We start from the raw sequence: 23,182 nt of genomic DNA, 5'->3' as shown, positions 1-23,182 counted from the left end.
AAATGCCGGCGGTTGGCGTTTGCGCCGGCATTTCACAAACAAATTCTGCTGGCACATTTATAGTGGTCATTCAGAAAACGGTCCTTGGCGTCCATGTAGCCCATCCAGTATACCGCGCCACATCATACGCAAATTTTTGATACGCGGCGAATACACCACTCCAAACAAAACCACCTTTACCAGCATTCGTAAGAAATCTTGCACAATCCAAGCCCGTGGGCTGTAAGGCCTACGATAGAGCAATATGCGGTTACGCATAATATAGTATTGGCGCAGAGGGCTGTGCCGATATAGAGACCTCCCCGCCACGTGGAATACTTGGTCACCCACGCTATGCTCAAGCACCGCATTGCATGCTCCAAGCAATACAAATCCATGATGCCTTGAACGGAAGCACCATTCCAAATCGACGTTATCGATAAATAATCCTTCCTCCATCATCCCTATTTCGTCAAAAGCGTTCAATGGAATGATTGAGCCCGAAGCGACCAGAAAATCAGATTCAAATGCATTGTCAGTTTTTTCTGAACAGACGAGCCGAGACACACCAAATAGTCCGATACGAATAAAGGGAGTGCCCTTGCCGGAACGACGATCTACCAGCCTCGGCCCAACCGCCGCCACGCGCCTACCTGCCCGCAGCGTAGTATTGAGGACATCCAGCAAACGGGCGACCATATCAGGAGCAGCAACGCTATCTTGATCGAGCAGCAAAACATGTGACGCGCCGGCTCTCCGGGCTAACAATATTCCATGATTTTGCGCTGCAGCTATTCCATAATTATGCCCCAGAGGGGCGAGGCTGCATGCCTCATCTTCACATAGTTTCGCTAAGGCGTTTAGGCATTGCTCTGTCGATCCGTTATCAATCACAAAAAATTTCGTGACTTGATGCCGACATGCTCGCACCGCCTGTCGGAATAGAACGAGATCCGGTTGATAAGTTACAGCGACAGCGATTACTCGCGTTACGGTCACACATTCCGGCTGCCATGTCCCCAGACCTTCCATCACCGAATTTAATGGCGTAGCCCTCGCCAGCGAAGCATCCTTCATGTGCCACCACCCCATTTCTTATGCGAAACTAGAGCTATTTTTAGCTCTATCGGACTTAGCTAAAGCCAAAATCTCATGCAACATTTATAAAAAATAATATCGCCATAAACGCAAAATGCCGCCAGAAATCCCGCATCCCGATCAATATACGGAAGTTAACACTATCGAAAGCGCGATCACAAACGCCTTCGAAGGCAGCACCCCGCTAGTCAGTGTCATCATTCGAAGCATGGGACGCCCTTCATTGCGAGAGGCGTTGCACTCTGTCGTTCATCAGAGCTATTCGATGATCGAAGTCATTGTCGTTAATGCTAAAGGCCAGGGGCACCCGGAACTACCGACGCAAATTGGCACCGTGCCGTTGCGCTTGGTCTCACGACAAACGCCATTGTTGCGCAGTGCCGCAGGAAATGCTGGACTTGATTCAGCTCGCGGCAAGTACCTCATTTTTCTCGATGACGACGATCTGTTCGAACCAACGCACATCGAGAGGCTGATTCAGACGCTGAGTGAGCATCCAGAGGCACTGCTCGCATATGCCGATGTGCGTATCGTGTCAGCTGAAGGTGTCACCCTCGGCTGCTTCAATCAAGACTACCTCGCCGCGCGCCTTTGGAGCGGAAATTTCCTTCCTATTCATGCCGTACTCTTTGATCGCAAGCTAGTTGAGCTCGGCTGCCGCTTCGACGAGGCACTAGACAGTTACGAAGATTGGGATTTCTGGCTTCAAGCAAGCCGATGGTCAACTTTCGTCCATTGCCCCTCTTTAGGAGCTACCTACCGCATCGCTTTGAGTCAGTCCGGCATGGCCACCAATGCACCCGAATTCTTGCCTCTTCAACTGGAAGCAAAAAAGGTCATTTGGAGAAAGTGGTGGCCCCGCTACGACGTCGAAACCTTCATTGACACTATTGAAGACCTTAAACATCAGCTTGATCTTTCTAACAAGAATGCCGCTGAGCACGCGGCAGAGCTAGGTCAATTGCGTGCATCTTACGAATCACTGACCACGCAGTTTTCCCAGCTCGAAAATACCGCTGCTAGACAAACGCACGATATTGCCCGCCTTGAAGGGATGTTAGAAGACAGCGAGCGGCGAAGTGCCCAAAATGAGCAAATCATTGACGCTCTAAGAAGCTCCACCAGCTGGCGAATCACTGCACCATTGCGGCTAGCGGGCAGGCCTGTGGCGCAATTCCGCCACTTACTCGCGGCCTGGAGAGCGCAGCAGATGTCTACCGAGGGTGCAACACCATCGGTACTGACTCTCCTACTCAAGACCGTGCGCACTCTACTGCGCGAAGGGACATCGGGCATCAAGCTACGTACCACCGCACTGCAGTCTCGAACCATCGCACCTGGACCCTTGGTTGCAAACGTCAAATCCCCACCCGCCGCATCGAGAAACTTGCTTTCGTGGGCAGACATAGAGCGCTACGAAACGTTCTTTATCGATGTGTTTGACACCGCAGTTATTCGCACCTGGTGCGCGCCAACAGACGTATTCAAGTACCTTGCCGCGAACAAAAAAGATTCCGACTTCGCTCGGCGCCGCGTTGAGCGCGAAGCAAATACGCGCACAGAATTCAAGTCGCAGCGCGAAGTGAGCCTTGAGCAAATCTATGCAAAGTTGCCAAAAGATGAACTCAGCGAAGAAATTGACGCTGAACTTCGCTTCTGTGTGGCTAATCCAGAATTCAAGCCTCTTTATGATCGCCTCGTCGAAAGCAGCAAGACAATATATTTTGTCTCTGATATGTATCTAGACAAAGACAGCGTGACGCGAATTCTTTCCCGCTGCGGTTTTCAGCATTACAAAAATCTGTTCGTATCCTCAGAGGATCAATTGCTCAAGGGCGACGGCAGTCGCTTTGCATGGCTCAAAGTCACACTGCCCGGCTGCGAGCAGCAGGCCATTCACATTGGCGACAACCCGATTGCCGACCACGCGCAGCCGCGCGCGCATGGGTTTGCAACACATCGCCTACCAACGGCAGAGGAATGGTTCGATATGGATGACTTCATAACATCCAAATGGCCCGCACTACGAGATAAGCGTTCTCTCGGTCAATCTGCCATTCTGGGACTCTTCCGCGCTTGGAAATCGGGCTTTATTGGTAGAGAAACACCCTCCTACTGGCGCCAATTCGGGTTTTTTTATGGCGGCGCTCTTGTCAGCGCGTTTTGCGGATACATCCATGCCGAATTGGACAAGCGGAGGCTTGATGTTTCCCGGCTGTTTTTCCTCGCGCGAGACGGGGATATCCTATCGCGCGCCTATCGCGTCCTCTACGAAAAGCCAGACCCTGTTTATACCTTCGCGTCCCGACGCTGCATGAGCTTTGCAGCACTCTACAGTCTGGATGAAGCAGACGACAAGAACCAACTTCGCTTGTTTACAACCTCGGTCGGCGTTTCTGGCGCGACTGACATACTTGAGCGGCTTGGCTACCCGGATCTGACCGGCCTCGAACTCGATCTCCTGCGCCAACAATCCAGCGGCCAGCCATGGACAGACGCAAACATTCTTGCAGCCCTGCAAAAACATCGGGACACTCTGCTTGTCAAAGCGGCCACTGAACGCGACATCCTTCTCGACTACTTGCGTGAGATCGGGTTTTTCGACGAAGCCGATGCAGTGGTCATCGACGTAGGCTGGTCAGGATCAATACAGAACGCCTTGCACAAGATCATTGCCCGTGAATTTGCCAGCACCCCGCGGCTGCATGGCATTTATCTTGGCGTGTATGGCGACGCCTTATATAAAGAACATAAATCAGGTTATCTGTTTGATGGCGTACCAGCGCCATTCGCACCCTACCTCAACCTTATCGAACTGCTCACATCCTCGCCGCAAGACGGTGTCATGCGTCTACAGCGCGGCGACTGCTCTTTTGAACCCATTCCAGCAAAACGTACAGAGCACGAGGCACAGCGCCAAGAAATTTCGGAGCAGATCCAGCGTGGCATCCTTGAATTCGCAGACTTGGCTCGCCAGCATTTTGATGCCGATCTCGGCTTTTTGAAGCCGGAAGATTTTGAACACCTTTTTTCCACCCTCCGCACGCACACCAGCGAGCTAGATTCGACAGAACTAGGCCGTTTGCGCCATGCCATGACGCTCGGCAATAAATTCGACCAATTTGTTCTAACGGGTGCGTAAATGCTGAACCAATTTTCTCAACCTGACCTTCGGATCATTTCGGTCTACATCCGCCCGGAGATGTATGAGCGTTTCTTCACGCTGAATCCGGTCGTTAACCCATACCGCCTGATTGGCATCGACAACCGGGAAAGCAACCTAGGACTGCCCGCACGCTACAACCAGATCATCGCTGAGCACCTTGACCAGAACTGCTGGTTGTTCTTTGTACATGAAGATTTCGAGATCAAAGGTGGCCTCGCAGCTATCGCCAATCTGACACCGGACTGCGTCTATGGAACATTCGGCATCAGACTGATCAATAATGCACCAGTCCCTTTTGGACGGCATACATGCAGCAATAAGGATGGAACCCATGCAGTGGAAGTGGGCACTGTGCTCAAGACTCCAGAATCCGTGCAGACCATCGACTGTCAAAGCGTGTTGGTGCATAGCTCGCTGCTGGCGCGACATCCGAATCTGCGGTTTGACGAGCACCTCACATTCGATCTCTATGCCGAGGACTTTGCAATCCTCGCACGAGAACACTTCCAGATCGATGTTCGCGTTTTCCCGCTCACGTTCCAGCACTACTCTCATGGCAACGTCACGGAACGCTACCACGCAGGATTGCGCTATCTGGCCGAGAAGTATCCGCAGACGGCCGTCCCCGGCAGTTGCTCCTTTATTGGGGGGCGCGCACACGAGCTCGACCGGCATTTCACCTATGCCATCCGCGCCAATCAGAATGTCAGACCTGCGCGGCTGCTTGATCGCGTCCGAGATCGTCTCGCACGCTGGCGCGCAAAGCGTTCTTAAGGAGAAAAATTGGGGCCTCATGAGAAAACGCCGGGCCGCCCCAAGTTTTCTCATCCCCCTCGGGGGGCCCGACGCGAACGCGGCAGGTCTGGGGGCGCTCTCAACAGATAGGCCTCCGCATAGTTTGCGGCGCCTCGGTAGGGCAGATTGATTCCACGATAGGCAGACAATCCCATCATTGCTTCGAGATAATTGCCAAAACGCAGTGCAGTTTCATGTGCTTTGAGAGCCTGCAACTTGACGTCCATGAGATCCGTGATGTCGAGAACATGGCTGGCTGGCAAAGGCGACCAGATTTCGAACCAAGCCACGCTGCACCTGTCAGCGGCAGGGCTAGACGCGACTGCATGGCCAATGGCCGCGTGGTCTGGATGTAGGTCTCCCGGCCATGGTGCAATGATGAGATCAGGTGCTGAAGTTTTGATACGCGCATTAATGCGCTCATTCAAATCCGGCACCTGATCGAGGCAACCATCAGGCAAGAGCCAGGCCTCATACTTTTCTACGCCGAGGATGCGTATCGAGCGTGCAAATTCAGGAAGTCGTTCCGCTGAAAGATTGTCGGGGTGATTCGGCCCTCCACAGCCATCACTCACCAGCACAATTTCGACGTTGCACCCCGCATCAACAAGTCGACGAAGAAGGCCACCGCAACCCAGCGCTTCATCGTCAGGATGCGGTATGAACACCAAGGCATGCTCAATGGCCTCCAGAGGAAACGGTTTTGGGGGCATGGATCTATGCATGCTCGCCTCCGATATGCGCTTCGTATTGAACCGCGAGTTGTGCCCAGGTCGGAATACATGCGGCGCGGGCAAGAGCTGCTTCTGCCCAACGAGCCCTCAGCTTTGGCTGATTAAACAACACACAGATTGCCTCCGCAAAATTCTCAGCAGTCGGCTCGATGAGCCAAGCGCCGTCTTGCAGGACTTCAGTTGCACCACCGCCCGCCGCGACGACACAGGGCAATCCAGCAGTGACCGCCTCTAAATTAGACAGCCCGAATGATTCAACCGCGCATGCACTCAGATAAAGGTCCGCAGCCGCCAGATAGATAGAGGGATCGTCCACCTCAACGCAAATGGGCGGACAAGACAAGCCAGTTGCAAGGCGCTGCAGATCGGCATACAGACCGCCGCCGACGATGACAAGACGCAACTTTGCCCCCGCGCACTGCGCCAACAAGCATGCGTTCAAAATCAGGTCAATTCGCTTGACGGGTGCTGTACGCCCAAGCACAAGCACATAAAAATCTGAGACATCCCAGCCTAAATCACGCCTCGCTGCCTCGCGCGACATCGTCGGAGCCGATGGGCGGCCGTAGCCCAGGACAGTCCAGTGCTCCGGCGCCATGGGCAAATGAAGTTCCTGGCGCAACTGAGAATCGACCGCCTTGCTTGGCAACAGGACAAAATCAGCCCGTCTCAAACTCCAAGCCTCGAGCCACAATAAGACTCGATACCATCGTTTCGGCATGTGCAGACCGTCAAGCGCAACCGCATGGGCAAACGTCCCCAAACCGTGCTCCGAGACTCCCCAGCGAATGTCGCGGCTAGAGCGACCAAAGGGACGCAGCAACAAATAAGCAGCGGACAGCCATGGATCTTGAAACCAGAGATGCGTGTAGCTTGCGCGCCGCAACAAGACGCGCGTACGCCGCGCTTGCACCCAGCGCTCTGCCAGCGTGCTGGCCAGTGGTTCTGGCGCTCCCAGACGTTGCAAAAAGCGCTTCGTCTTGGCGTGGTTTTTACTGTCTTGCTCCGTCCAGTCCGCGGCGCTGATGAGTTCGACCTCATGGCCTCGAGCCAGTAGTTCGGCGGCAATCCGACGTACCGCCTTGCCAAGGCCGAAGCGGGAATCGCCGGGGCGTTCTCGTGTGACGATCAGCAATCGCATGGCGCGTTTTCAGCGGAAGTCACTATCGCCGCCGACAAGCCACCACCGGTCAATGAGCCGTTCCGCACCCGGCGCACCCGTCCAGCAGTCCGTCGGAATCCGCATATCCGTCTCATGCACGGTTGCCCCCTTAGTGCGAACCATGTCAGCACTGGCCGCAGCAATCCACAGATAGACCTCTCGGCAGCCGCGCAAGGCGCACACCCGCTGCGCCTGCTCAAACAGGACAGGCATCTTTTGCACCGGCGCAACCAGATCGAGTATCTCGATGCGCCCATCCCATTCGCGCCAGACTATCACCCCTTCCCAGGCTCCACTCAATCGATGGCTGACTGCAAGAATCTCGTAGCGTCGGCTGGGATGTTCGGCAAAACGATGGGCGAGCCAGTCCGCGCCTCGCAGGCCGACAACGCGGCCGGATAAATCCTCGCGCATCACCTGCCACAGCGCATCGACTTTTGCGCGGTGTACCGAATCACGGAGATCGACGGGAACAAGATGTGTCGTCAGGAACGGGCGCTTCGAGCCAGGCGGCCAACGAACTTCGACTATGGCGCCTGCATCGGCATAGATCCCCAGACGTTGACCGAGCTGCATACTTCGCGCCGTAGGAAAACCGAATGCCAAGGGCCCGTACACCTCATCCCAAGTGGTCGTCATCAAAAAAAACGCCCCCTGCTTGGTCATCACAGCACGATGGCCGGGATGCACCATCACATCGACGACCTGCAGAGCCCAATTGCGCTCCCCCTCAAGGAAAATGTCGCGATAGATGGCGCCGTAGTGTGCGACCAAGTGCCCGTCCTGATAAGCCAGAATGGCATGACCCCGGCCTTGCGCATACTTCCATGCCCAAACCGACTCACTCAGTTCGTGACCAAAAACGGCACTGAAAAGCGATTGAATCTGCGGCATGTCCCGCTGGTCTGCCAGCCTGATTTCCCAGCGAGGCACGCGGTCTGCTCTGACCAAGCAAATGTGCCCCCCGCCATCGTGCTGCAGTTGCAAACCCAGGCGCTGGGCGATACTGACCCAATATGACCTCCACTTTGGAAGCCGCGCCCGCTCCACTGCAGCAAAACTCAGCAGCACAATACCGCCAGGTGCGAGGGCGGCCAGCGCACTTTGCAGACAGGCCAGGATATTCACTGCCGGTGTCAGGTTAGCAAGCCAGACTGCCGGCACGGGGGCCAAATCCTTGTCAGGCAGTCTCCACCCCAAACGCGCATTGCGCCCGGCCACGGTGAGTTCCGTCTCCAATCCAAGTTGAACCGTATATCCCTTAGCCTCCAACGCAGCGACATGCGTTGGGGCTGGCGACCAATACAAGAGATCTGCAGGGGCCGAGGGCAAATCGCCCAACACCTCCTGCAGTTCGCCTGCGCTGCTGTCTCGCAAATTCACCGGTGCGGTCTGCATTGCCGAGCGGTTCACTCGGCATGCTCCTTCAAACCAACAGACAACGGGTTCACCGCCTCGGCAGCGCCTGTGGCCCAACTATGAGGCATTGCCACAATTCCCTGCTCGAGGCCCGTCTGCGTGACCTGCAGTCTTGCGACATCATTGGCCTGATCATAGATGTGCACCCCGTCCTCGCTCAGCAAAAAAACCTGCACGTCATACTCGCCCTTGAGCAAAGACAAGCGAGAGAACGTCAGCGAAACTTGCCCGCTGCCATCAGCCTGGCGTTGGATCACCACACCATCATTGAGGCTGCCAGCACTGCAAATCCAGCGGCCATCCGGCCCCGTAATGGCGAAAGCCACGGTGGGCACCGGCAATACCGGATCGGATGAGAACTCAGCCTGCAGGCACAAATCGCTCGCCAGAGAACGCAGTTGCAGTTGCTTTCCAATCTGGCCATCTGCAGCAACAGTGATTTTGGTCAACCGTGCATGCCCCGCGGGAACCAGGACGGGCGCATCGCTGACCTGCCTCATTTCAATCTGAGATCCGTCCGACTGGCGTCCCTGGCTGTTCAAAAAACCGTTATACGCAGCAACGACCTGCGCAGGATCGCCATCCATCATGACGCGGCCTTGGTGGACCCAAATCACCCTCGAACAGATCGCTTCCACTTGATACAGCGAATGTGAGCAGAACAAAATGGTTTTTCCCGCCTTCTTAAAGCCCATGATGCGATCGAACGACTTGCGCGCAAAGGCCCCGTCGCCGACCGACAAAGCCTCGTCGACGATCAACACATCCGGATTGACGCAGGTTGCCACGGCAAATGCAAGACGCACAAACATGCCGGACGAATAGGTCTTGACGGGCTGCTCCATGAAATCGTGCAGGCCAGAGAAATCCACGATCTCGTCATACAGTGCTTCGATTTGGCTACGTGCAATGCCAAGTACCGCCGCTGACAGATAGACATTCTCGCGGCCCGTCATTTCGGGGTGGAAGCCGGTGCCTAGCTCGAGCAAGGCGGAGACGCGTCCCTGCACCTTAATCGTTCCCGTCGTAGGGGTCAGCGTATGCGCCAGCAGCTTCAGCAAAGTGCTCTTTCCGGCACCGTTCATGCCGACCAAACCCAGCACTTCACCTTCGGCGATATGCAGATCAAGCGGGTGCAAGGCGAAAAATTCGGTGTGCCTCTTTTTCCCGCTGACGACTTCCAGCAAGCGATCGATCCCGTGTCTATAGAGGCTGTAAGTCTTGCTCACCCCAATCAAATCCACCGCACTCATCGAGACACCACGCTGCGCAGAGCACACCCCGCAAATCTTGTCATTACAGCGCCTCCCGCATATGCGGTTGTGAACGGCGGAACAGCGCCAGAGAAGGAAGCAAAACCAACACCCAGATAGCGGCGGGTAGGGCAAGGCTCGTCCAAGTCCAGCCCTGCCCCTGCACCAAGGCATGGGCCAGCACCATCAGGTGCGCGAATGGGTTGACCTGAAGCCACCACTTCAAACTCTCCGGAAAGGCCGAAGGCAGATAGAGAATCGGCGTGACATACATCAACATCGTCAGAACAAAGGGCGCCAGCTGCTGTAAATCGCGAATAAACAACCCGATCACCGCCAGCAAATAGCAAAAAGGCAAGAGCCACACCATCAAGCCCAGCATCAAGACAAGAGCGCCTAGCCCGCCCGTCCAGCCTGAAATCAGGAGTGCAACAATAAAAAATATCCCTGTGTAAATGCCCCCGCTGACCAACAGCGGAACAACCGGAATAATAAACAAGGGAAACACCGCCCGTTGATAAAGAGCGGCATACTCTGACATAACACCGAGGCTGCGCTGAATGATTTCACTCATCATCAGCCAAGGCAACATGCCCACAAGATAATAACCGACGAAGCCGCCCTCCATACCAGGAAAGCGCACCTTCAACACCACATCGAGCAGGAACCACAGGGCCGCCACCTGCAAAGCCGGTTGCACGAACATCCAGAGTCCGCCCAGAAAAGTCCCTGAAGTGCGCGCCGCAATGTCCCGACGGACCAACAGAACAAGCAACTCCCGGTTACTTTGGACGGCTCCGGTTATTTTTTTTATTAACGTGATCACGATTCTATAAAACAAAATGCGGAGGCTATCGCCACCCCCGCAAAAATAGAATTCCTGTCAATAATAGGCAGGAATTAAATATCAATAACTCAGTAACGGCTTGCCAAATGATGGCGCGTAAACAAGATACCAATTGTCTCCAACCCAAACCCAAGTACTCTTTACGTCAACAGTCACCTTTTTAACCGATGCCATTTTTCCATTAGGCAAGGGAAATGGCTTGCTGTCGTAAGTCATTTTTTGTTCGATTTCTGCAATGTTTCCTTCAACCGAGTCCTTGACAAGTTCGATTTTATAGTAATTGATAATTCCAGATTTTTCTATGAAGTCCTTTTCAGGCATGAAGGCTCGCATGGCATAGTCAAAAAATCCGTATTGCTCCGGGTATTTTTTTTCAATGCGCAGCTGCGCGAGTTTATTCACGCGCTCAACGAGCAGCTTCTTCTTTTGTTCAGGCGTGTAATTTTCGGATTCAGCATATACTGGCAAACTCTTTGTCTTGGCATCGATATTTAGATTCGCCAATATGAATTCACCATTGGTTGGCTGATCCTTCGGAAAAGACTCGTAAGCAAGGGCAAGGCCATCTGCCCAGGGAAGCAACTTAGGCAGACCTAGGTTGACCATGCCAGGCTTACCAAAGGGCTGCGGGGCGCTCCATGTTTTTCCATGGTCGGCTGATAAGCTCATAAATATATTAGGCTTGATGTCCCGATAATCCACCCAGGCCATCACGACCGGGCCATGATCGAAAGCATAAATGGTGGGTAGCATTGATGTGGTATTGCTATATTGCTTGACATCGATGCGCTGAGTGGCGCCAACCCACTTTCCATCTGCAAGTCCAAGGCGATCAAACAGAATATCGGGCTTTTTGCCGTCATTCTGAGAGATCCAGCTCGCATAGACATAACCGTCTGATGACGCCAAAACCAAACCACTGTTGGTCATTTGGGTGCTGCCTTCAGAGGTCGCTACCGGCATCCAGGTCTGGCCTTTATCTGGAGAAACCAGCGCTTTGATACCGTGACGATAATCATCGAACACAACGGCAATTTTGTCGCCTGCAGCGATCACCTGCATCGAGCTGATTTGGTGTTGCGAGCTATACAAGTCTTGCACTTTGCCCCAGGTCTTACCCTCGTCAGGAGACAGCCGCATGTGCACTTGGTAGACATTGGTGCCCGCAAATATGGGGGATACATCATTCCAGAACGTGATCCAGGTCTTGCCAATCTGCACAGTGCGCGGCTCGACTGCAAATGACACCGCACTGGTGGGTTGCTCGTCAAGTCGGGTATCAGGGCGCGGCCAGTTCAGGCCGTAATCGGTGGACCGATTGAAATAAACCTCATACTTTGGGCTGCGCTCGTCGGAGTAGGTGGCGCCGACCACACCATTTGTGCCAAAACTCAGGCTATATGGGGGCAAAACCCCGTGTTGATCATTGATGATCGAAACTACCCCCCAAGACTTACCCTCGTCGGTGCTGCGGGTGATATAGAGATTTTTGTTATTTTCGTGCGACCACCAACTCGCATATAGGCTTTTGCCCTGTTGATGCAACTGGAATCGATTGCCGCTATGTACAGGGGCCTTTTCATCGAGCAGCGTAGTGCGGCCGTTGATTTGCAAGGTAACGCGGCTGTCGGGCGAGGCGTAAAGTACTGCGGGTTTGCCATCAGGCAGGCGCAGGACGGCAGGAAATGTTTCCGGGGAGCCTGTATTCAATCCACTAATCTGGAGTATGGATTCCGCCGCGCCGTGAGATTTCAAATCCGCACAGGAGGTGAGTAGGGCAAGACAGGCCAGCGCGGCAATTCGGGAAGGTGTTTTCATAAAACAATTAAAAAGGATTAGCTTTTTTGAGACACAACCATGGGCAGGAGGTTCCCATCGCTTTGCACGCGGTATAAAAAAACCCCGCTTGCGCGGGGCTTCTGTCAGTATGCCGAGCCTCAAGCTCGCATGACAACGACTCAATCAGTTCTGTTGGAACAGGAACTGCTTGCCGCCGAACACGCCACCAACTGAGGCGTTGACCAACTCCATCTTATACATCAGCACACCCGTCGCGGCATCCAACACGGGTTTACCGGAAGTCGTCGTGGTGGGAGCCGTGGGAGTCGATGCCGCAACTAGCGCCCAACCCGCCTGGATCAAGCCACCATTCGTACCCACTGCAGCCGTTTGCGCCGTGGTCATCAGATCGGTAGGTGCAACGCTGCCAGCGCAAGTCAGAGTCTTGCTGTTGGTGCCGGAGAAGAACGATTCGTCGTTGTTGTAAACACCGCCAGCCCCGCCCGTGGTGTTGGTCACCGTCGCAGTGGCTGTCCAGTCGCGTCCACCATTGATCGCAGTATTCATATCTCCCATGATGATGGAATACCACGAGGTCTGAACAAGGCCCTGCGGGTAGAAGGCCAAGCCGAAGCTGGTTTGCGTGACGGCAGAGAAGTTGCCTTCATTGCTTGCATACGCAGTGCCGCCGGTTGACAGGTTGTTACTGGTTGCAGCATAAGCCGCCACCAGGCCGGTCGTGGGATCGACAATCGCCATGTCGCCGGAAATCGCAGCAGCGCTAGCAGAAGTCAAGTCGGTAACCACCAGGAAACCGGTCTGGTTGGCCAGAGGGAAATAAGCCGGGGTGGACTTGTCGGTGCTCACCGCCAGACCAAAGCCACCGGCAGCGGGAGAAGCCACGGATTGCTGCAGCAGATCGTTGCCGGTCATGGACCCGTTCAGGTCGTAATGGGTGCAGGAGGGGCCGTAGTTGTAAACGTAATGCAGAGTGCGGGCCGTGCCTACAGAACCGTCGGTACTCAGGCTCAGCGCGCTTTGGGCACCGTTGTTGGTGGTCCAGTACGGAAACAGCAGGGAGTTGGCGTTGGCGGCAGACATGCCAACGGTGGCCAGCACGGCACCAGCAGCAGCGGCCATCAGGCTTTTCTTGAATTTGATGTTGTTCATTGAGAACTTCCTTTCAGAACGGGTTGAAAACACAGATAGCGGTGATGACTGAATTGTTGCGATCACTGCGCTGAAATCAATACTAGCATGCGGAGAAGACAAATCGTCAAGTGTTTGGCCATGTTGAGCTCAGTTGTTGGAAGAATGACGCAGCGCTATTGGCGCTTTCGCTTCCCACTGAAGGCCGGGCGTTGGTTTGCCTGGCCGTCTCCCTGACTCTTGTTGCCTCCCCCTTGCAGATCTGACACCCTTGCGATGCAAGTAGTGTGCCAAGCGTTGCAGCCGTCCTTTTTTAATCAGGACTTTTGTAACGCGTTGAAGTATAGCCACAGCTCGTGGGCTGACAGACTCAAGTTCGAGCCCTCTCGAGGGTGTTTGTTGTTTTTTTTCGACGTCACGGTGTTTCTGTGTGGACGGCTATGGCTTGATCGGCTCTGTGGCAGTGGTTTTGGGCAGAGCGCCCTCGATCTGCTGCTTGAGTTCGTCCACTCGCTTGCGGTATTCCTGCGTGACGTCTGTGGCCTCTTCCGGGTTGTTGATGACACGCGGGGTGATGAGCACGACCAGCTCGGTACGCACCTTGGTGACGCTCTGGGTGCCGAACAAGGCGCCCAGCACGGGAATGCGCGAGAGGTAGGGCAGACCGGTGTTGCCGCCGCCGTCCTGATCTTGAATGAGGCCGCCGAGCACCAGGGTTTTGCCGGACTGCACGGCCACATGGGTTTGAATGGAGCGCTGGCTGACGGTGGGTGAATTGATGGCGGAGGTGGTGGTGGCGCCGGGGGTGCTGACGGCCTGCGAAATGTCCATGGAGACCAGCCCGCCGGCGTTGATGCGCGGGGTGACGGTGAGCTGCACGCCGGTGTTGATGTAGTTGACGCTGGTGATGGTGCTGGTGGTGGTGGTCTGAGTGTTGCCCAAAGTGGGAATTTGGTCGCCGACCTGAATTTGCGCAGTCTGGTTGTCGGTGACCATCAACTGCGGCGTGGACAGAATTTTGAGATCGGAGTCTTGAGCCAAGGCGTTGAACAGCACGCGAATGTCGCCGGCGCCGCCGAGTTTATAGACCGAGAAACCATTGGCCAGGGTGCTGGGGGTGGAGGGGATGGCCCCACCAGCCGATGACAGGTTGCTGACGAGCTGGCCGTTGACGGTGCCGTTGTTGCTGTTGAAAAACCACTCCAGCCCGTACTGCATATTGTTGTTGAGGGTGATCTGGGCGATGGTGACTTGAATGAGCACCTGGCGGGGGCTGGTGTCGAGGCGGCGCAGGGCAGCCTCGATCTTTTCGTACTCTTGCGACGTGGCGAGGATGAGCAGGGTGTTGTTGTCTTTGTCGGCAATGATCTTGACGCCGCCTTCGGCCTTGAGGGTGACGTTCTGGTCGCCGCCGGTGGTGACGGCGCTGCCCTGGTCTGCACTACTGCTGGACAAGCCCGGCAAGCTGAGCCCAGTGCCCAGGCCGGGCGTGGCGGTGGACGTAGAGGTTGAGCTTGTGGTGAGCGAAGACGTGGCGCCACCGGTTGTGGTGTTGGAGAAAATGCTGCTGCCGGTGAGGCCCGGCGCCACGCTGGCCGAGCTGGATGAGGCCGCCGGTGTTTTGGAGGAATAGAGCGAGCTCAGCACCGCAGCCAGCTTGACGGCGTTGCCGTTTTTCACGGGGTAAACAAAGAGCTGGGTGCCGCCGTAGCCAGCCTGGTCGATGCGGTGAATCCAGAGCTTGGCTTTTTCGAGGTAGGCGGGTTGAGACGTCACCACCATGAAGGCGTTGAGCTGCTGCAGCGGAATGACGCGTACCAGGCCGGTGAGGGGGCTGTTGGCCTTGTCGCCAAAGAGTTTTTCTACCGCAGGCTCGGCGCTCTTGACATCCATATTGGCGAGTTTGTAGATGCCCACCGACATGCCGGCCATCCAGTCCACATCGAACATATCGATGGTGTCGAGCATGTGGCGAAGTTCGCCCTGCCCTCCGGCCAAGATGAGCAGGTTGCGCACGGGATCGATACGCACAATGCCCCCATCGGGTGTAAGAGGCTGGAGAATTTTGGCCATGTCGGCCGCGCCGATGTATTTCAGCGGCACAGCCAGCACGCTGAAACCGGGGCGCAGCGGGATGTTGGCCCCGCCCACCTGCGGGTCAACGGAGCCTTTGATGGCCACCGAGAGGGGCACCACTTTGTAGAGGTTTTCGCGCGGGTCATGCACCAGCGCAGCGCCGTTCATGCGCAGGGCGGTATCAAGCGTAGCCACGAGCGCATCTTTGGGGATGGGGCTGCTGGTGCGAATGGTGATGTTGCCCTGCACCCGGGGATCGACCACATAGTTGACCTTGAGAATGTCGCCCAGAATGACGTGGGCGACTTCGCGGATGTCTGCGCCTTCGAGGTTGAGGGTCGTGCCCTCGGCGGTGGAGGTGTGGGTGGGCGGGGCCGATGTGGGTTGTTTGACAAATTGCCCGGTGCCTGGGTAGAGGTAAGACTTGGATTTGTTGTCATCCCCGGTCTTGCCTGCTGCGCTCGCGCTGCTGGCGGCGGCTGCCGGGCCAGATGCCGCCGTGGCGGGGGCGCTTGCGCTGCTGGAGGGGAAATGGCTGGGCAGTGAGGAAATATCCGGCATCAAGGGACGACTGGACAGGGACGAGGCGCATCCGCTCAACAAAAAAGCCGCGCTGATCAGCGCGGCCAGCGGGCGAAGTTTGAGATCGCTTCGAGTGCTCATTTTGGTGCATTCCTTGCTTGATAACGCACCGCGTTGGCTTGGGCGTGGCGGTGCGTGGGTAAAGGCTAAAGGGCTAAAGCCGGGTCGGTCAGAGGGTTGGGGCGCAGAACTTGGCTCTGGATCACCCAGCAGGTGTTTGGTTTCATCAACCTTTCATTATCCGTTAAACCCCTGTGCAGCCCGCGGTTTGGGAATGGGCGCGAATGGGGGCCGCGTCAGCCTGTGGCGCGCGGCGGGCAAACCTGCCAGCGCGCCGAGTCGGCCTCTACCCTGCCGCGCGCCCGGCAATAATGGCCTGCGCAGCGGATATTGCGGGCCATGTCGGCAGAGGCTCAGGGATTGCGCATGGCGTGCGCTTCAGTGTTTCCATTTTTCAAAATAGTGCGCGGACTGTGCAAGCCAGTCGTCACTGAAATAGTTACCTCCGCTCTGGTGGGTCAGGCGGATGGGCCATGTGCCCAGACTCAGCCCCGCCTGACGCGCGCTGCGGCAAAAATCGAGATCGTAAAAATGAAACTGGAAACGAGGGTCGAAGCGCACGCCTTTGCTCTGCAGAGCCGCCTTGGTCGTCGCCAGAAAGACGCCGTCGAGCAATTCGCAGGCGGCAGGCGTCGGGCCAAAATGGCCCCAGACCGCTTGCCCTGGTGTCTTGCCATGCCCGATACCGCCTGAGAGATAGCGGGCCTCATCCTGATGGAGGTGGCGATTGATGAAACCCCAGGCGGGCTGGTGGGTCAAGCGGCGGCGATTGCCGGCCACGCCCACGACCTGGAAGTGCTGGAGCCCTTGGTCGAGCGCTGCGGTGAGACCGGTGAGATGGTCGAGGTACACGTCATCGTGCATGAAGACGAGCACGGCATCGGCCGACGCGGCATCGATGGCGGCGTTGTAGATTTCGGGCAAGCCTCGGCGGTTGGCGTAGGTAATGCACGGCTGCAGACGAGGGTCGAGCGGCATGAGCAAGCGCAGCGATTGGCCGAGCGCGCTGTGTTCCCAGAATTCCGCTTCGGTTTTTTGTGTGGCCGCAATGATCCAAACCGGCGCCTGACTGTGTGAGCCGATCTGGTAGCGCAGCCGCAACGCGCTGCGGAATTTTTGTTCCGCATCGGGCTGCTCGCCGCTGCGCCAGCGCGCCCACATGGCCTCGAACGCGGCAGCCAGATCGTCTGCCATGCCCTCGGCATCGAACAAAGGCGATTGCAAAGTCCGAGATCGCAACTCGGCGCGCAATTGCGCCAAGGCGGGCAGGTTGTTCGCCCACTGCACAGCGTGGTCGATGTACTGCGGCAAGTCTGGGGCAACCCAATCGCTCAGGCCCACGCTCATGAGCATGCCGTAGCTTTGGCGACTGATGAGGCTGGTGCCGTAGCGAGTGAGCACCGGCACGCCGCTGCGCAGGTTGTCCACCGTGGTGCCGCCGCCGGTGTAGGGGAAGGGATCGAGCGCAATGTCCACACGGGAAAAGCAGCGCAGATACTCTTCATGGGTGCTTTGCGCCTCGAAGATCAGGCGTGATGCCTCGATGCCATAGCGGGCGAAATGCGCGCTGAGCTGCTGGCGGTAGGCGCTGCTGATCAAGGCGGCATTTTTGAGGAACAGGCGGCTGCCGGGCGCCTGGCGCAGGATTTGCCCCCAGGCATCGAGGGTTTCTGGAGTGAGTTTGACCGATTGGTTGAAACACCCAAAGGTGATGTGGCCGTTGGTCAGCGCTGGCAGCGGGGTGCTCTGTACCGGCAAGTCTGGCTCGATGTAGCACAACCGGGTACGGGGCAAGGGCCAGAGGGTTTCGGTGAAATATTGCGCGTGGTCTTCGGGCAGGCTCCAGGGATCGGTGAGGAGGTAGTCCATCTCAAACAATCCTGTTGTGGCGAAATAGCCTAACCAACTCACCTGCACCGGGGCCGGACGGAAGGCGAAAAGCGGCAGCCGAGTGCCTGCGGTATGGCCTGATAGATCGATGAGGATGTCGATGCGTTGTTCGGTAATGAGGCGGGCAGCCTGCAAGTCGTCGAGCGCCTTGATGTTGTGCCAGGAAGCGCACAGGGCTTGAATCTCCCGAGCGATGGCATCCTTGGCCTCATCGCTTGCAAATGCGTGCACCTGCAGACGATGGCCATGCCGCTGATGCAGCGCACGCAGGATGCCGCGCAGAAAATGGCCGACCACATGGTCTCGCAAATCGGCCGAGACCAGGCCGATGCGCAAGGGCCCGGCATGTGGCGCGGTTCGATCATGCTTGATGCGATCGAACAGGCCGCGCCAACTCATCATCACGCCGTAGTCGAGGCGCTCGTTTTGCGCAGCCTCGTCAGCAGACGGGTTGGCGCATTGCCCATCCAGCAGATACCACAGATTGCTGTAGAGCGTTTGCTCAGCTGGCGCTGACAGCATTCCCTGTCGGTAACAGGCCTCAGCCGCGGACAAGTCTCCCGTGCGCCGCAGGAGATTGCCCTCCGTCAATCTCAAAGGCCCAGGGTGGGTAACGTCTTTTTTCAAGCCCAGTTGGGCGAATTGCAGAGCGGCCAGCAGATCGCCTTGTTTTTCGAGATTGTTCGCGCCGTTGTTGTAGGGGATGGGGTTTTTCGGTTCTCGCCTGGCAATCTGCCGGTAGAGGGCATCGGCCTCCAGATGGCGCTTTTCGCTGGCGAGGAAATCAGCGTAGCGCAGTTGCAACGCGCCGGGGACCACGGGCAGTTGCATGCCACGCTGAAACAGCGCCTCGGCTTTTTCCGGCGCCTGGTTTGCGGCGTGAAACCGCGCCAGCAGATCGATAAGGACCTCTGATTGGGGCTCGGCTTGCAGCGAGGCCGTCAGCAGTTCTTCGATACGCTGCCCGTGTCGGCTGGGGTCTTGCTTGAACAAGGCGTCCGCGAGTTCATAGCGCGTTCGCCCCGTGTTGGCGATGGACAAGGCGCGCTCGTAATAGTTGATTGCCTCGTCCGCGCGTTTGAGTTTGACCATCAGCGCGGCGAGGTTGCGGTGCGCGTAGTAATCGGTCGGCTGTTGCTCGAGGATTTCGCCAAACGTGCGCTCAGCCAGTTCGTCCTGCCCCATATTCATGAACAGCACCCCCAGGCTATTGCGTGCCTGATGGTGCGCGGGATTGAGCTGCAGCGCACGCAGAAGACTCGCCTTGGCATCGAATGGATGACGCAGTTGCAATTGCAGCGTACCGAGGTTGAACCAGACCTGCGCGTTGTCCGGCTCGAGCCGCGACATGGTGCGCAAGAGCGGCAGAGCATCTTCAGGCCGCTGGGCTTGCGTATAGGCCTGGCAGAGCAAATCCATCACCACCAGTGCATCCGGGGCTTGCTTGAGCAAAGCCCTGCCCAAGCGAATGGCTTGCTCGGGGCGGTTTTGCTGCAGCGCGCTGCGCGCCTGCGCCAGTTGTGCTTCGAGTTTTGCCTTTACAGAATTGGCCCCGGGCGGGGGGGGCGCGGGGAAAAATGGCTCAAGTTTTTTTTGCTTGTTCATGGGCAAGTGCTTGGCGCAGACTGAAGGAATAAGCGGAATTGCTGGCCACCTCATCGATCACCGCATGCATCAAGGTGTTGCGCAACTGGTGGAATTTTTCCTCGTCAATCTGTAACTGAACGCCAATATTTTTCAGGTGCACAAAAAACTCTGCACCCCCGGTCGGCGTGATCTGAATAACCCCCAGAGGCGACAGACCCAGATACTGCAGCTCGATCATCAACAAGTAAAAAGAGGCAGGTACGAAGACACTGCAATGCACATCGGCATAATCATCTTTCCATTGATTTTCTTGTTGTTGCAAAGCCGCATAATGAGCGCGCAATTTGGTATTGGCGAGCGCGCCTCGCGGATCGATATTCTGCGGGAAGACAATATTTCCTTGATAGCGTGCATTGACCGCATGATGAGCGAAGATCTGATACGGATCAGGTTGTTGCTGGTTTTGATGATAAGCTCGCAACCAATCGGCCATCTGGGACACAGGGCGAAAATAATCAAAAGTCCCCCGCCGATCCGGGATCGCCATCGAGAGCATGCCCCCGACTTTGAGCACCTTTCCACAAGCTTGCAAGAATTTGATGGGATTAGGCAAGTGCTCAAAATTATGGCTTGAAATGATGTAATCAAATTGTCCCATTTGCCCACGAGCTGAAATCAGAGTCTCCAACTCGCTGGCCGAACCTACAATATCCACAGGTTCAATATTTTCCACCAATTTAGGATCAAGATTCTCATCATTCTGGGAACGTGTGCGCAAAATATCCGTGTCAAAGATATCGACAGACAAACAATTCCAGCCATCTTTCTTGGGTGTTATAGGACTATGCCAAGGCGCAATTTCCAATCCCAACTGAGTTTTATTGATGAATTGCGTGATCTGTTCGCTGCGCGTCATGGGGTTCTCCTTTGTCTTGTCTTCAACAAAAAACTCATTTCGGACAAAATCCGTCGCTTCGGCAAGGCGGCAGGCCCATTTTGGCCCTTTGTTCATTAAGCTGTTGCAAACCCGGATCTATTGCAGGCGATGCGCTTTTGCTCTTTGAATTCTCCGGTGCGCTAGCGCCTTTTTGAGGGGGATGCGCCGCCGACGGCGCTGATCCCGGACGAGGCACCGATGCTGCGGCCACGGGAGGTGCTGGGGTCATGGGACGATTGCCGCTGAGCACGACTTGAAGATCAAGCGTGACTTTCTGCCCACTCTGATCAATCGTCGCACTGTTGGGTTTGGCGGAATCGAGCGCCAGGCCGTCTTTGGTCTTTTCGCCCGTTTTCAGCCGTTCGGTTTTGCCGGTTTTGGCATCGCGCAGCAATACGACTGACTCTTTTGAGGTTTGCGCTATGCCGGTGAGCTCAAATTGCTGCGGCGGGGCGGCAGTTGCCGTTGCCTCCTGTTTGGCGGGGGTGCGTGAGGCCACGAACAGGGGCTGCTCGGTAATGGGCGAATAGCTTGACAGCGTTTGCAGCTGAAACGGCGGCTCAAGCTTCAATGCGGGAGGCGTGGCCGATGAGCGGGTTTTGAGGGCCAAAACACTGTCTCGCAGGGCGATGCCCTGCTGCGCCTCATAGGCCAGAAGACCGACGAGTGCCGCCGCGCCAATCAGCAAGAGTGCGCTCAGACGTTTTTGCCCATTGATCTGAAGTGCACTCATGCCGCCCCCTTCTTGCGCACATAGCCGGTGAGATCGAACTGCACCTGAAGTTGCAAGGGGGGTACAGCCGCATTAGGCGGGATGTATGCGTTGATGGAGCGGATGTTGAGGTTGTTGATAAACAGGTAGGGGACGGCGGTTTCTAGGCCGTAGAGCAGCTTTTCCACGCCATCGAGCCCGCCGGTGAGCTGGACGTTGATGCCAACGCGGGTGAGTTGGTCTTCGTCCTTGGGCGGGAGAATGTTCATGCTGAGAAGCTTGCCGCCGTTGGCGTCGATCAGGCGCTTGGCGTCCTCCTGAATTTCGGCAGCAGCAAGGACAGGGTTGGGGTTACGCAGATAGAACCGCGCCGGGTTGAGGCGTTGCAGTTCGAGCATTTGCTGCTGCAGCTTGGGCGCCATGGAAATGATGCGCTGTTCGCGGGTGAGGCGATCGACACGTTGGTCAATGGCCGATTGATAGTGAGCGTTGAGCTGCAGGGCGGGAATGGCCACAGCGGCCACGCCAAGGGCAAACACGGCCAGCAGCAACAGAGGGGCCAGGAGTCGGCTTTGCCTGGGCGTCATGGGAGCCAGGGTGAGGTTCATGGGGTTTTGGGTGCAGAGGGGGCGGATTTAGGCGCGCTGGCGGCGGGCACTTTTGCCGGGTTTGCCGGGTTTGCCGCGCTTGCGGCGGAAACGGGGGCAGAGGCCGCAGCGCTTGCGGGCACAGCAGGCTTGGCGGGTTGCGACGCGACTGGCTGGGGAGGCGCTGCCTTAACGGCAGCGAGCACCTGGGCCTGCGTTGGCACCAGAGAGGCGGTATCGACCTGCGCGCTGAGCTGGAAATGCTCGGTGTTTTCGCCTGCGCCTTTGGTCAGTGGGGCGGTGAAGCTGGCGCCGCTGAGCACGCGGGAATTCTCGATCAAGCCGATGAGCTTGGAGGCCGATCCGGTATCGCCCTGTATCTGCAGGGTGTTGCCGTTGAGATTGAGCTGCTGCACCCAGGTGTCTTTGGGCAGGAGATGGGTGAGTTCATCGAGCAGGAGGATGGCCGATGGTTGGATGCGCTTCTTTTCGCTGAGCAGGTTGTAGGTCTGTTGCACAGCCTGAACGCGGTCGCGGAGTTGTTCGACTTTCTGCGTGGCCCTGTCTGCCTGTTCCACGACAGGAATCAGCTGAATAGATGCCTCGCGCTTGATCCAGATGGGAAACAGAATGGCGGCGACGCCGAGCACGGCCACCAGCGCCAGGAGCGCCATATTGGCTTTGCTCAGACGCAGGCTGCGCTTGGGCCGCGCGGCGTCTGGCAAAAAGTTGAGCGGTGCGACGTTTGGCGAGAGATCGTCTAGCGTGACGGCCGCTGCTGGCTTGAGACCCCCTTGGCGCAGGGTTTGCACAGCCTGATCGACAACCCCGCGCGGCACCACCCCAACCAGCAGGGTGATTTTTCCCAAGGCGGCATCTTTGTGCAGCACACGGTAATCCACATAAACCTGGTCAGCCCGAAACGGGGTGTAGCGATCGATTTCGTATTGAAGGACTGCTCGCAGGTTTTCTTCTGCAGCGAGAGGCAGGGCGATTTCTTTACGCAGCACTTGCCGGGGCGGCAGCGCCAGCAGGTAAGGCTGATCAGGCCGAAGATGGGCCGCCTTGAGCACCGCATGGATGGCCTGCTGTTGCGTGCGAGAGTCGCCTGCCTCCAGGCTTTTGCGAGCGACTTCAACCCAACGCCCGCCCTGATGCCGACGCACCGAGAAAACGCCTTCATCGACGCTGCTCAGGCAGGCCTCGAAGGGGTCGATCTCTCCGGACCGCCATGAGGTCGGCAGAAGCGCTGCTAGTTCAGCGCCCCACCAATTGAGAAAGACGCGCCACTGCACGGAAAGCGTTTGCCGAATATCGACCGAACGAGGGGAGGTTGTTGCCATCAGGGAGTTGGTGAATGCGGGCGGGAG

Annotated in this window: 16 protein-coding genes; 2 read left to right on the top strand and 14 right to left on the bottom strand. The window is 56.7% G+C overall.

Annotated elements, in window-relative coordinates; genetic code table 11:
• Window positions 1-66 precede the first annotated feature (66 nt).
• Window positions 67-1,056, bottom strand: coding sequence for a glycosyltransferase family 2 protein (locus BIO17B3_RS11300; protein WP_172979030.1), 990 nt, complete (start codon window positions 1,054-1,056; stop codon window positions 67-69).
• Between the two features lie 115 nt (window positions 1,057-1,171).
• On the opposite strand from BIO17B3_RS11300, the gene BIO17B3_RS11295 reads away from it, so the two are divergent.
• Window positions 1,172-4,219: a glycosyltransferase gene (locus tag BIO17B3_RS11295; RefSeq protein WP_156054136.1), complete on the top strand. Its 3,048-nt coding sequence runs from the start codon at window positions 1,172-1,174 to the stop codon at window positions 4,217-4,219.
• On the top strand, window positions 4,220-5,017 hold the full coding sequence (locus tag BIO17B3_RS11290; RefSeq protein WP_156054135.1) for a hypothetical protein: 798 nt from the start codon (window positions 4,220-4,222) through the stop codon (window positions 5,015-5,017).
• A gap of 50 nt (window positions 5,018-5,067) precedes the next feature.
• On the opposite strand, the gene BIO17B3_RS11285 is transcribed toward BIO17B3_RS11290, so the two are convergent.
• The 13 genes from BIO17B3_RS11285 to BIO17B3_RS11225 form a co-directional block, all read right to left on the bottom strand.
• On the bottom strand, window positions 5,068-5,751 hold the full coding sequence (locus BIO17B3_RS11285; protein WP_172979031.1) for a PIG-L deacetylase family protein: 684 nt from the start codon (window positions 5,749-5,751) through the stop codon (window positions 5,068-5,070).
• Between the two features lie 4 nt (window positions 5,752-5,755).
• On the bottom strand, window positions 5,756-6,913 hold the full coding sequence (locus tag BIO17B3_RS11280; RefSeq protein WP_156054133.1) for a glycosyltransferase family 4 protein: 1,158 nt from the start codon (window positions 6,911-6,913) through the stop codon (window positions 5,756-5,758).
• Between the two features lie 9 nt (window positions 6,914-6,922).
• Window positions 6,923-8,347 carry a GNAT family N-acetyltransferase gene (locus BIO17B3_RS11275; protein WP_156054132.1) on the bottom strand — a complete coding sequence of 475 codons (1,425 nt, stop codon included), beginning with the start codon at window positions 8,345-8,347 and terminating at the stop codon, window positions 6,923-6,925.
• A complete protein-coding gene (locus BIO17B3_RS11270; RefSeq protein ID WP_156054131.1) occupies window positions 8,344-9,606 on the bottom strand; it encodes an ABC transporter ATP-binding protein in 1,263 nt (420 codons plus the stop codon). The genes BIO17B3_RS11275 and BIO17B3_RS11270 overlap by 4 nt, the downstream gene beginning before the upstream one ends.
• Before the next feature lie 43 nt (window positions 9,607-9,649).
• Window positions 9,650-10,432, bottom strand: a complete 783-nt coding sequence (locus tag BIO17B3_RS11265) for an ABC transporter permease (RefSeq protein ID WP_172981002.1) — start codon at window positions 10,430-10,432, stop codon at window positions 9,650-9,652.
• Window positions 10,433-10,513: 81 nt separating this feature from the next.
• Window positions 10,514-12,271: a sialidase family protein gene (locus BIO17B3_RS11260; RefSeq protein WP_156054129.1), complete on the bottom strand. Its 1,758-nt coding sequence runs from the start codon at window positions 12,269-12,271 to the stop codon at window positions 10,514-10,516.
• Between the two features lie 144 nt (window positions 12,272-12,415).
• Window positions 12,416-13,402 carry a hypothetical protein gene (locus BIO17B3_RS11255; RefSeq protein ID WP_156054128.1) on the bottom strand — a complete coding sequence of 329 codons (987 nt, stop codon included), beginning with the start codon at window positions 13,400-13,402 and terminating at the stop codon, window positions 12,416-12,418.
• A 417-nt stretch (window positions 13,403-13,819) separates the two neighbouring features.
• On the bottom strand, window positions 13,820-16,120 hold the full coding sequence (gspD, locus tag BIO17B3_RS11250; RefSeq protein WP_156054127.1) for a type II secretion system secretin GspD: 2,301 nt from the start codon (window positions 16,118-16,120) through the stop codon (window positions 13,820-13,822).
• Window positions 16,121-16,477: 357 nt separating this feature from the next.
• Window positions 16,478-19,594: a tetratricopeptide repeat protein gene (locus BIO17B3_RS11245; protein WP_172979033.1), complete on the bottom strand. Its 3,117-nt coding sequence runs from the start codon at window positions 19,592-19,594 to the stop codon at window positions 16,478-16,480.
• Window positions 19,572-20,492, bottom strand: a complete 921-nt coding sequence (locus tag BIO17B3_RS11240; protein WP_172979034.1) for a class I SAM-dependent methyltransferase — start codon at window positions 20,490-20,492, stop codon at window positions 19,572-19,574. The genes BIO17B3_RS11245 and BIO17B3_RS11240 overlap by 23 nt, the downstream gene beginning before the upstream one ends.
• A 34-nt stretch (window positions 20,493-20,526) precedes the next feature.
• Entirely contained in the window at window positions 20,527-21,246 is a 720-nt protein-coding gene (locus BIO17B3_RS11235; protein WP_156054124.1) for a hypothetical protein, read from the bottom strand.
• On the bottom strand, window positions 21,243-21,833 hold the full coding sequence (gene gspM, locus BIO17B3_RS11230; protein WP_156054123.1) for a type II secretion system protein GspM: 591 nt from the start codon (window positions 21,831-21,833) through the stop codon (window positions 21,243-21,245). Before gspM ends, BIO17B3_RS11235 begins: the two co-directional genes overlap by 4 nt.
• A complete protein-coding gene (locus tag BIO17B3_RS11225; RefSeq protein ID WP_156054122.1) occupies window positions 21,830-23,155 on the bottom strand; it encodes a PilN domain-containing protein in 1,326 nt (441 codons plus the stop codon). Before BIO17B3_RS11225 ends, gspM begins: the two co-directional genes overlap by 4 nt.
• Window positions 23,156-23,182 lie beyond the last annotated feature (27 nt).

The organism is Thiomonas sp. OC7, from assembly GCF_900634595.1.
Classification (GTDB): Bacteria; Pseudomonadota; Gammaproteobacteria; order Burkholderiales; family Burkholderiaceae_C; genus Thiomonas; species Thiomonas arsenitoxydans.
The sequence above is the reverse complement of the archived record's forward strand: the minus strand, read 5'-3'. Positions and strand labels throughout refer to the sequence as shown.